The sequence below is a fragment of the Pseudomonas sp. genome, assembly GCF_030696055.1.
Taxonomy (GTDB): Bacteria; Pseudomonadota; Gammaproteobacteria; order Pseudomonadales; family Pseudomonadaceae; genus Aquipseudomonas.
This window is the reverse complement of sequence record NZ_JAUYNP010000270.1, coordinates 1-9,326: the sequence shown is the minus strand read 5'-3', so window position 1 is coordinate 9,326 and position 9,326 is coordinate 1. Positions and strand designations below refer to the sequence as shown.

The 9,326-nt window shown below is 63.4% G+C and carries 11 protein-coding genes; 1 reads left to right on the top strand and 10 read right to left on the bottom strand.

Going from position 1 to position 9,326, the window contains the following annotated elements:
* Nucleotides 1-105 precede the first annotated feature (105 nt).
* The 10 genes from Q8Q83_RS16115 to Q8Q83_RS16070 form a co-directional block, all read right to left on the bottom strand.
* Nucleotides 106-462: an Hpt domain-containing protein gene (locus Q8Q83_RS16115; protein ID WP_305625140.1), complete on the bottom strand. Its 357-nt coding sequence runs from the start codon at nucleotides 460-462 to the stop codon at nucleotides 106-108.
* A 56-nt stretch (nucleotides 463-518) separates the two neighbouring features.
* Entirely contained in the window at nucleotides 519-2,213 is a 1,695-nt protein-coding gene (locus Q8Q83_RS16110) for a fused response regulator/phosphatase (RefSeq protein ID WP_305625139.1), read from the bottom strand.
* A gap of 16 nt (nucleotides 2,214-2,229) precedes the next feature.
* Nucleotides 2,230-2,535: an STAS domain-containing protein gene (locus Q8Q83_RS16105; RefSeq protein WP_305625138.1), complete on the bottom strand. Its 306-nt coding sequence runs from the start codon at nucleotides 2,533-2,535 to the stop codon at nucleotides 2,230-2,232.
* A 184-nt stretch (nucleotides 2,536-2,719) separates the two neighbouring features.
* Nucleotides 2,720-3,172 (bottom strand): flagellar export protein FliJ, encoded by a 453-nt coding sequence (gene fliJ, locus Q8Q83_RS16100; RefSeq protein WP_305625137.1) that lies wholly within the window; start codon nucleotides 3,170-3,172, stop codon nucleotides 2,720-2,722.
* A 3-nt stretch (nucleotides 3,173-3,175) separates the two neighbouring features.
* Nucleotides 3,176-4,540, bottom strand: coding sequence for a flagellar protein export ATPase FliI (gene fliI, locus Q8Q83_RS16095; RefSeq protein ID WP_305625136.1), 1,365 nt, complete (start codon nucleotides 4,538-4,540; stop codon nucleotides 3,176-3,178).
* Nucleotides 4,530-5,336 carry a flagellar assembly protein FliH gene (gene fliH / locus Q8Q83_RS16090; protein WP_305625135.1) on the bottom strand — a complete coding sequence of 269 codons (807 nt, stop codon included), beginning with the start codon at nucleotides 5,334-5,336 and terminating at the stop codon, nucleotides 4,530-4,532. The genes fliI and fliH overlap by 11 nt, the downstream gene beginning before the upstream one ends.
* A 3-nt stretch (nucleotides 5,337-5,339) precedes the next feature.
* Nucleotides 5,340-6,359, bottom strand: a complete 1,020-nt coding sequence (fliG, locus tag Q8Q83_RS16085; protein ID WP_305625134.1) for a flagellar motor switch protein FliG — start codon at nucleotides 6,357-6,359, stop codon at nucleotides 5,340-5,342.
* Nucleotides 6,352-8,154: a flagellar basal-body MS-ring/collar protein FliF gene (fliF, locus tag Q8Q83_RS16080; protein WP_305625133.1), complete on the bottom strand. Its 1,803-nt coding sequence runs from the start codon at nucleotides 8,152-8,154 to the stop codon at nucleotides 6,352-6,354. The genes fliG and fliF overlap by 8 nt, the downstream gene beginning before the upstream one ends.
* 16 nt (nucleotides 8,155-8,170) lie before the next feature.
* Nucleotides 8,171-8,500, bottom strand: coding sequence for a flagellar hook-basal body complex protein FliE (fliE, locus tag Q8Q83_RS16075; protein WP_305625132.1), 330 nt, complete (start codon nucleotides 8,498-8,500; stop codon nucleotides 8,171-8,173).
* A 317-nt stretch (nucleotides 8,501-8,817) separates the two neighbouring features.
* Entirely contained in the window at nucleotides 8,818-9,036 is a 219-nt protein-coding gene (locus Q8Q83_RS16070) for a VF530 family protein (RefSeq protein ID WP_305625131.1), read from the bottom strand.
* 21 nt (nucleotides 9,037-9,057) lie between these two features.
* Between Q8Q83_RS16070 and Q8Q83_RS16065 the strand changes: the two genes are divergently transcribed.
* Nucleotides 9,058-9,326: hypothetical protein (locus Q8Q83_RS16065; protein WP_305625130.1), on the top strand; the 269-nt coding region annotated here is incomplete at its 3' end.

Genomic DNA, 9,326 nt, shown 5'->3' with positions numbered 1-9,326 from the left:
CGGTGTAGCGGCACTTGGCAAGGGAACAACCATTGCCTGCGTCCCGCGCCTAGCCTGGCGAGACATTGCGCAGCAACGCGGCACGCTGCGAAACGTCAACAGACCCTATGAGTGCCGGTAGCGCTGCCGTTCGGACTTCATCAGAATCCGCACTATGGCGAATTCACGCTCGATCTGCTCGACCAGCTCGGGCGCCAGGTCAAGCTGCTCGCGGCGCCCGGCCTCCTCCAGCTGCTTGCACAGGCCAGCCAGCATCAGTGCGCCCATATTGCTGCAGCTGCCCTTGAAGCTGTGCGCCGCCAAGCGCAATGCCTGGGCGTCCGCCGCCTGTTCGGCTTGATGCAGGCCGAGCAGGCGCTCTTCGGAGTCGAGCAGGAAGGTATCCAACAGCACGGGATACTCATCCTCCATGACGTCCTGCAAGGCAGCCAATACGTTGCTATCAAGATGAATATCGGACAACGCTTAACCTCTAGGGTCTGTTGACGTTTCGCAGCGAGCCGCGTTGCTGCGCAGGATTATGCCCCAGACGACCAGGAAAACTCCACGCTGACGCCCGGCCCGCCCTCGCCCCAGCTGCAGCGCTCACTCAATTGCCTGACTAGGGTCAGGCCGCGCCCGCTCAGGCGCGCGGAGCGCAGTTGCTGCTCGAGGACGCGCGGGCCATCGTAGCCCGGGCCACTGTCTTCGACCCGTACCACCAGTCGGCCACCGCTGCCTTCGGGCAACAGATGCAGGTGAAAACGCACAAAGCCATCGCTCAGCTGGGCCAAGCGCTGACTGCGCTGCCGGTAATACTCGGCGAAGCCTTCGGCATCGGATTTGAGCGCCGAGTCCAGCCCCAGCACGCCGTGCTCCAGGGCATTCGAATAGAGTTCGGCGAGTACGGTGAACAGCGCGCCCCCCTGGGGCCGCAGGCCCTGGACCTCGAGCAGCAGCTGCAAGAGAAACGGCAGTGGATTGAAATGGCGCAAGGTTTCGCCGCGGAACTCGAAACTCGCCGACCAATCCAGCGGATGACTCTGGCCGCTGTCGGCGAAAGCCAGGGGCGGACGAGCCAGGCTGCCACTCTCGACCAGGCAGACCTCCAGCAGACTGACATCATCCTGCTGCTCGCCACTGAACAGGGTCAGCGCCTGCTGAACTTCGCTGAACAGCGCCGGCGGCAGCTGGTTGCGCCTAAACACCTCGAGCAGGCGTTCCTCGCCGAAGACCTCGCCCTGCTTATTGCAGGCTTCCAGCACGCCGTCGGACAGCAGGAACACCCGATCCCCCAGCTCCAGCGGGTAGACCTCGTATTTGTCATTGAACGCCGTCGGCTCCAGCACCCCCAGGGGCAAATGCCGCGACTTCAGCGGCAGGCGCTCGCCGCTGCTGCGCAGCAGGTAGCCGTCCGGCAAGCCACCGTTCCACACCTCGACCACCTGGCGCTGGAAGCTGACATTGAGCAGGGTCGCGCAGCAAAACACCCCGACCGGCAGGATGCGCTTGAGCTTGGCATTGATCTCGCGCAGCACTTCGGCCAGGGAGTAGCCCTTGGCGGTCATGCCGTAGAACACCTCGGCCAGCGGCATGGCACCTATGGCCGCGGGCAGACCGTGGCCGGTGAAATCCCCCAGCAGCACATGCATGCCACCGGAAGGTTTGAAGGCGGCCAGCAACAGATCGCCGTTAAACACCGCATAGGGCGATTGCAGGTAGCGGATATTCGGCGCATCGAGGCAGCCGGAATGGGTCACCTTGTCGAATACCGCCTTGGCCACGCGCTGCTCGTTGAGCAGGTGTTCGTTGTGCTTGGCGATCAGGTCGCGCTGCTGCAGCACGGTATCCTGCAGGCGGCGCAGGCGCTCCATGGCCTTGATCTTGGCCTCGAGTATCACCCGGTTGTAGGGTTTGGCGAGAAAGTCATCGCCGCCGGCCTCCAGGCAGCGCACCAAGGCTTCGCCTTCGGTCAAGGAGGTGAGGAAGATGATCGGCACCAGCTCTTCGCCGGCCGCCTGCTTGATCCGCCGCGCGGCCTCGAAGCCGTCCATCACCGGCATCAAGGCGTCCATCAACACCAGTTGCGGACGCTCCTGCTCGAACAGGGTCAAGGCTTCCAGGCCATTGCTGGCCGTCAGCACGCGGTGCCCCTGACGACTGACGATGGTCGACAGCAGCATGCGATCGGCGGCGTTGTCCTCGGCGATCAGGATGGACAGACGCTCCAGCATGGCTCAGCGCCTCGTGTTAGGCGATCTGGAACAGCTGCTCGAAATTCGAGATGGCCAGTATCTTGCGCACGTCGGGGTTGCAGTTGAGCAGACGGATCTGCGCGCTGTCGCCTCCGGCATGGTCACGCAGCAGCAAGAGCATGCCCAGCGCCGAACTGTCGAGATAAGTGGTGCCTTTGAGATCCACGACATAGCTCTTCGGCGTAGTACTGACCCGCTCGTAAGCGTTGCGAAATTCTTGGTGCGCGCCGAAATCAAAACGTCCCTGAATCAGGATGGTCAACTCTTGCCCATCAGACGAGGGCAGCGAGGTGATAGTCATGAATCACTCCTATAAACGAAAAAATCTGGGGGCACTGCTGGCACAGCTGACTGCGTGTTAGGCATGTTCAAGATGTAGCACCCTAACGCCTGGGGGGCAACTTTCAGATGGCTTTAACTGGCCGCTGCAAAGCATTGCGCGCGGTTGGCCCCGCGCCTGCAACGGCTACAGGCCAACAGCCGCACTAAGAGTTGGAGTCGCGCCCGGATAAACGCTGCGCCAGCTCATCCAGGAGTTTCTGCTCGCGCTTGTCTTCGGCCAGGCGCGCCTCCTCCAGATAGCGCTTGACCAGCTTGCGCAGGCCCTCCAGGCGGGCATAGCGCTGCTGCCAGACCTCGCGCACCTTGTCCATATTGGCGCGGTGCCAGGCGACGCTCTGGCGTTGCTGGCCGATGGCGGTTTCCAGCTGGGAGAGAAAACGCTGATAGTTCATCAGCCACTGCCCGGATACGCCGCGCTGGCCCTCGCTGATCCACTGTTGCTGGTAATCGCCGCGGTAGCGTTCCAGATCGCCCAGCTGCACTTCCGCCTGCCTGAGCAGGCCCTGGCAATGCCCCAGCTGTAACGCCGCCTCGCGCTCGGCCCGCTCGGCCATGGCGATGACGGGCGCCAGGCGCGCCGCGCGGCTCTGCGCCATGGCTTAAGGGGCGCTGGCGGCAGCGGGGTTGAAGGTCGCGGCCAGCAGCGCGCTGCTGTTTTCCAGGCTTTCGTTGTCGCCCAGGTTCTGCCGCAGGTATTTGGCCATCGCCGGTTGCCGGGCAATCGCCAGGTCGGTATCGGCATCGCCGCCCGCCACATAGGCGCCGACGCTGATCAGGTCGCGGCTCTGCTGGTAACGCGACCACAGCTGCTTGAAGCGTTGCGACAGGCGCAGGTGCTCGGCCGACACCACCTGCGGCATCACCCGGCTGATCGAGGCTTCGATATCGATGGCCGGGTAGTGCCCCTCCTCGGCCAGGCGCCGTGACAGCACTATATGGCCATCGAGCACGCCACGGGCGGCGTCGGCGATCGGGTCCTGCTGGTCGTCGCCCTCGCTGAGCACCGTATAGAAGGCGGTGATGGAGCCACCGCCCTTCTCCGCATTACCGGCGCGCTCCACCAGTTTCGGCAGCTTGGCGAACACCGAGGGCGGATAGCCCTTGGTCGCCGGCGGCTCGCCAATGGCCAGGGCGATCTCGCGCTGGGCCTGGGCGAAACGGGTCAGCGAATCCATCAAGAGCAGCACGTTATGCCCTTTATCGCGGAAGTACTCCGCAATTCGCGTGCAATACATCGCCGCGCGCAGGCGCATCAAGGGCGCGTCATCGGCCGGCGAGGCCACCACCACCGAGCGCTGCAGGCCCTCGTGACCGAGAATCTCGTCGATAAACTCCTTGACCTCACGGCCCCGCTCGCCGATCAGCCCGACCACTATGATGTCGGCCTCGGTAAAGCGCGTCATCATGCCGAGCAGCACCGATTTACCCACACCGGTGCCGGCAAACAGGCCCAAACGCTGGCCACGCCCCACCGTCAGCAGGCCATTGATCGAACGTATGCCCACGTCCAGCGGCTCGCTGATCGGGTGGCGGTTGAGCGGATTGATCGCCGGGCCATCCATCGGCACCCAGTCTTCGGCCTTCATGCCGCCCTTGCCGTCCAAAGCGCGCCCGGTGCCATCCAGCACCCGGCCGAGCATCGACATGCCCATCGGCAGGCGCCCGGTGTCCGGCAGCGGCACCACCCGCGCGCCGGGCGCTATGCCGGCCAAACCGCCGACCGGCATCAGGTAGATCCTGCCATTGGAAAAACCCATCACCTCGGCCTCGACCTGCACCGGGTGGTAGCTGTCATCGTTGATCACCAGGCAGCGACTGCCCAGGGCGGCGCGCAGGCCTTCGGCTTCCAGGGTGAGGCCGACCATGCGCAGCAGGCGCCCCTCAACTACCGGCTGACTGGGCAACTGCACGGCCTCGCTATAGCCCGCCAAACGCTTGGCGAAGCTCACCCGCTTAAGAAGCATCGTGGCTTGCCATGGGCGCATCCAGATCGGTGTGCAGATCGGCCTCCAGCGGATGGGCCTGCTGTTCGCGCTGCTGCTCGAACAATTGCTTGAGCGCCAGACTAAGGCGGGTCTCCATCGTGGCGTCGATACGGCTGAGTTCGCTTTCGACCCGGCAACCGCCGGGCAACAGGGCTTCGTCTTCGAGAATGCGCCACGTTTCTTCGTGGCGCTCGCGCAGCGCCTTGATCATCTCGAAGTCCTGGGGATTGAGGTGGATGCGCACATTGCTGGTGCCCATCGGCAAGAGCTTCAGGGCCTCGCGCAGCACCTGGCGGATCTGACTGGAATCGCTGCTCAGTTCACGCTGGAGCACCTGGCGCAGCATATGGCCGAGCAGGTCGATCATGGCCGTTTCCAGCTGTTGATCCTGTTCGGCAATGGGCTCGAACAGCTGCGTCATCAATTGCTCGAGCCCGGCCATCTTGACCGCCAGGGCCAGATCGGCCTCGTGCTTGGCCTTCAGCTGACCGGTGTGAAAGCCGTCTTTTTCACCGGCGGCGAAGCCTTCGTTGTAGGCGTCCTGGCGGATGGCCTCCAGCTCATCCAACGTCAAGGGTTTGACGTCCTCCAGGGCCACTTCCTGACTTTCGACCTGCGCCTGCCCTGCCGCCTCGGCCTGCTGTTTCTCGGTGTGCTCGGCCGGCTCGACCTCAGGCGCTTCGACCTCGGGGTCGAAACTGGGCAGCGCCCACAGATCGACAGCCTTGATATCCTTGGCGCGAATCAGCTCGCTCGGCGCATCCTTGGTCGACATGGCTTACACCATCTCTTCGCCGCCCTTGCCACCGAGGACGATTTCCCCGGCTTCGGCCATGCGGCGGGCGATGGTGAGAATTTCCTTCTGCGCGGTTTCCACGTCGCTGACCCGCACCGGGCCCTTGGCCTCCAGGTCGTCGCGCAGCAGTTCGGCGGCGCGTTTGGACATGTTCTTGAACACCTTGTCCTTGATCGCCTCGTCGGCGCCCTTGAGCGCCAGCACCAGCACGTCGGAGGACACCTCGCGCAGCAGCGCCTGGATGCCGCGATCATCGACATCGGCGAGGTTGTCGAAGACGAACATCAGGTCTTCGATCTGGCTGGACAGGTCTTCGTCGACTTCGCGGATCGAATCCATCAGCTGGCCTTCGATCGAGCTGTCGAGGAAGTTCATGATATCCGCGGCGCGCTTGACCCCGCCGAGACTGGCGCGGGTGGTGCTGGCGCTGCCGGAGAACTGCTTCTCGAGAATCTGGTTGAGTTCCTTGAGCGCTGCCGGTTGCACGGTATTCAGCGAGGACACGCGCAGCACTATGTCCAGGCGCACCTTATGGTCGAAATGCCCGAGCACTTCGCCGGCCTGGTCGGGGTCGAGGTAGGCCACCACTATGGCCTGGATCTGCGGGTGTTCGTAGCGGATCACGTCGGCCACGGCGCGCGGCTCCATCCATTTCAGGCTGTCCAGGCCGCTGGTGCTGCCGCCCAGCAGGATACGGTCGATCAGGTTGCCGGCTTTGTCTTCGCCCAGGGCCTGGGTCAGCATCTTGCGGATATAGCCGTCGGCACCCACGCCCAGGCTGGTCTGGTCGCCGACTATGTCGACGAACTCGCCCATCACCTTCTCCACCTGCTCGCGGTGCACATTGCCCATGCCGGCCATGGCCACGCCGACCCGCTGCACCTCTTTCGGGCTGAGATGGCGCAACACCTGGGCCGCATCGGTCTCGCCGAGCGAGAGCAGGAGAATCGCGGCCTTGTCGACCTTATTCAATTTGGCGCTGCGGGCGTTGTCGTTACTCATCGGCGTTGATCCAATCTTTCACCACCTGGGCCACGCGACCCGGGTCTTCTGCCACCAAACTCTTGATGGCGTTCAATTGTGCATCATACCCCTCGCTCGGGCTGGGCAGGAGGATGCTTTGCGGGCCGCCCAGGCTGACCCGGTCCTCGCTCAGGTCACCCTCCAGGCCACCCATTTCACCCAGTTCGACATCGCCACCACGGCCGCCCCGCATCGGCCCGCCCTTGCCGCCCGCGGTGATGTTCTTCATCACCGGGCGCAACACGAACCACACCAGGATAAAGATCAGCAGCGCCGGCAGCAGCTGCTTGAGGCCGCCCATGGCCAGCAGGAACAGCTCATTCTGATACCAGGGCAGCGCCACCAGCTCCTCGCCCGGCTCGGCGGAGAACGCCGTGTTGATCACGCTGACGCTGTCGCCGCGGCTGGCATCGAAGCCCACCGAGTCCTGCACCAAGCGGGTAAAACGCGCCAGGTCATCGCTGCTCCAGGGCGCCCGGGTGGTTTCGCCGGTAGTCGGGTCGAGCTTGAACTGATCGTCCACCACCACCGCTACCGACAGGCGGCGCAGGCGCCCCTGCTGCTGCTTGGTGTGGCTGATGGAGCGGTCCAGTTCGAAATTGCGCGTGGATTGTTCGCGCTTGTCCGCCGGATAAGGCGCCAGCATGGCCTGCCCCGTGGCGGGATCTATGACCTGAGCACCATTGGCATCCAGCAGCGGCTGACCGGCTGCAATCGGCCCCGGCACAGCGGCGGCGCCACCTCCGGCCTGCTCGGGCGCACTGGCGGCACCCGGCGGCTGATTGCTCAGGGCGCCCGGCACGCCCTGGGGCGGCAGGCCGCTGCTGCGTTGTTCGTTGACCTGCTGCTCGCTGCGCAGCGCCGGCTGGTCGGGGTTGAACATTTCCGCGGTGGATTCCACCGCGCTGAAGTCCACATCCGCCGAGACTTCGGCCTTGTAACGGCCGGCGCCCAGCACCGGCTGAAGGATATTGTGCACGCGCTGGGTAAACAGACTTTCCATGCGCCGGCTGTAGTCGAACTGCTTGCCGGCCATGGTCAGCTCGGACATCTCCTGAATATCGGAGAGCAGCGTGCCCTTCTGGTCGACCACTGTGACCTGCGCCTTGTTCATCTCCGGCACGCTGCTGGCCACCAGATTGACTATGGCCATCACCTGGCTCGGCTCCAGGCCACGGCCCGGAAACAGCTCCACCAGCACCGAGGCGCTGGGCTTGCGTTCATCGCGGACGAACACCGAACTCTTCGGAATCGCCAGGTGCACCCGCGCCGCCTTGACGTTGTTCAGGCTGGCGACGGTGCGCGCCAACTCGCCTTCCAGACCGCGGCGATAGCGGGTGGCCTCCATAAACTGGCTGGTGCCCAGGCCTTGTTCCTGGTCGAGAATCTCGAAGCCGACGCTGTTGTCGGTCGGCGACACACCGGCGGCGGCCAGGCGCATGCGCGCGCGCGCCAGGTCGTCGGCCTTGACCAGCAAGGCGCCGGAATTGGGTTCCACCGTGTACTTGATGTCGGCGGCGGCCAAGGTCTCCATCACCTGGGAGGCGTCCATGCCATCCAGGCTGCCATACAGCGGGCGGTAATCCGGCTGCTGCGACCAGAGCACCACGGCAAAGCCGATCGCCACGCTGGCGGCCAGGCCGACCAACAGGCCGATCTGGCGCAACATCGACATATCGGAGAGATTTTCCAGGAAGGTCAGACCAAGCAGCGGCTTCCTCGCCTGATCGCCACCGGTGGTGGCAGGTACGTTTGCAGCGACGGCTTCAGCCATGATCTAAACCCTACCCTTAAACCGGCATCTGCATGATGTCTTGATACGCCTGCACCAGCTTGTTGCGCACCTGAGTCATGGCCTCGAAGGACACACTGGCCTTCTGCGAGGCGATCATCACGTCCGTCAAATCTACGCCGCTCTTGCCTATCTCAAAGGCCGTCGCCAGCTGATTGGCGGACTGCTGGGTTTCATTGACCTTGCCCACCGCCTGCCCGAGCATCTCGGAAAAGCTCGGGGCGCCCGGCTCAGGGGTGCTGGCGGCCGGCTTCTGACGCGCCATGGCCTCGGTCTGCATGGACCGCATTTCCAGCATCAAGCGATTGAATTCAATACCCTGGCTCATCACATCCTCCGCTCGCCGCGGTTTTTTGACGCTTCGCGGCGTTTGCAGAGGTAGTGCAACAAGGGTGCCAGAATACCGAGGGGTTATCCGGTTTAGAACCTGTTTCGGATCTCGCGAGCTAGAGCGAGACAAGGCGCTACGTTAGTAACAGCCTTCGGCTGGTCAAAACGCCGAGGAAGCGGAGTTTACGGGTTGTAAATGAGCATTACTCGTTCCACTCGCCCTCGGGTCGCGCTGAAGCGCGTTAGCCGCAAGCGGCTTGCCGAGGCTGTTTTTAACGCAGTATCGCCGACGCGCAGCAGATCCGAGACAGGTTCTTAGCCTTTGAGCGTCTGGATATATAGCGCCTCGACCTTTTCCCGCGCCCAGGGGGTTTTACGCAGAAAGGTCAGGCTGGACTTGATGCTCGGGTCGCTCTTGAAACAGCGGATATCGATGCGCTGGGCCAAGCCGTCCCAGCCTAACTTCGCCACCAACAGGGTGAGGATGGCTTCCAGGGTAATGCCATGCAGCGGATTTTTCGGTGATTGGGTCATGCAAAACCTGTAGTGACAGCAGTGTTAAAGGAAATTCCCGCCACCTTAGCCAAGCGCCGCGTGAACCGGAAGTACGAGCGCAGCGAAAGCTCATTCCACACCGACGCCCCAGACAAAAAAACCGGCCCGACACCCGAGGATGTGGACCGGCGAGGCACTATTGGATCTGTAGCATCTATTTCTGCGCCTGCGGTAGAACCTCAGGCGGGGCAGCTTCTAAGAAGCTGTTCACGATCTGCTGCGCGTCGGCTAAACGGCGTTGAAAACGACCTCGGAATGCTCATTTACAA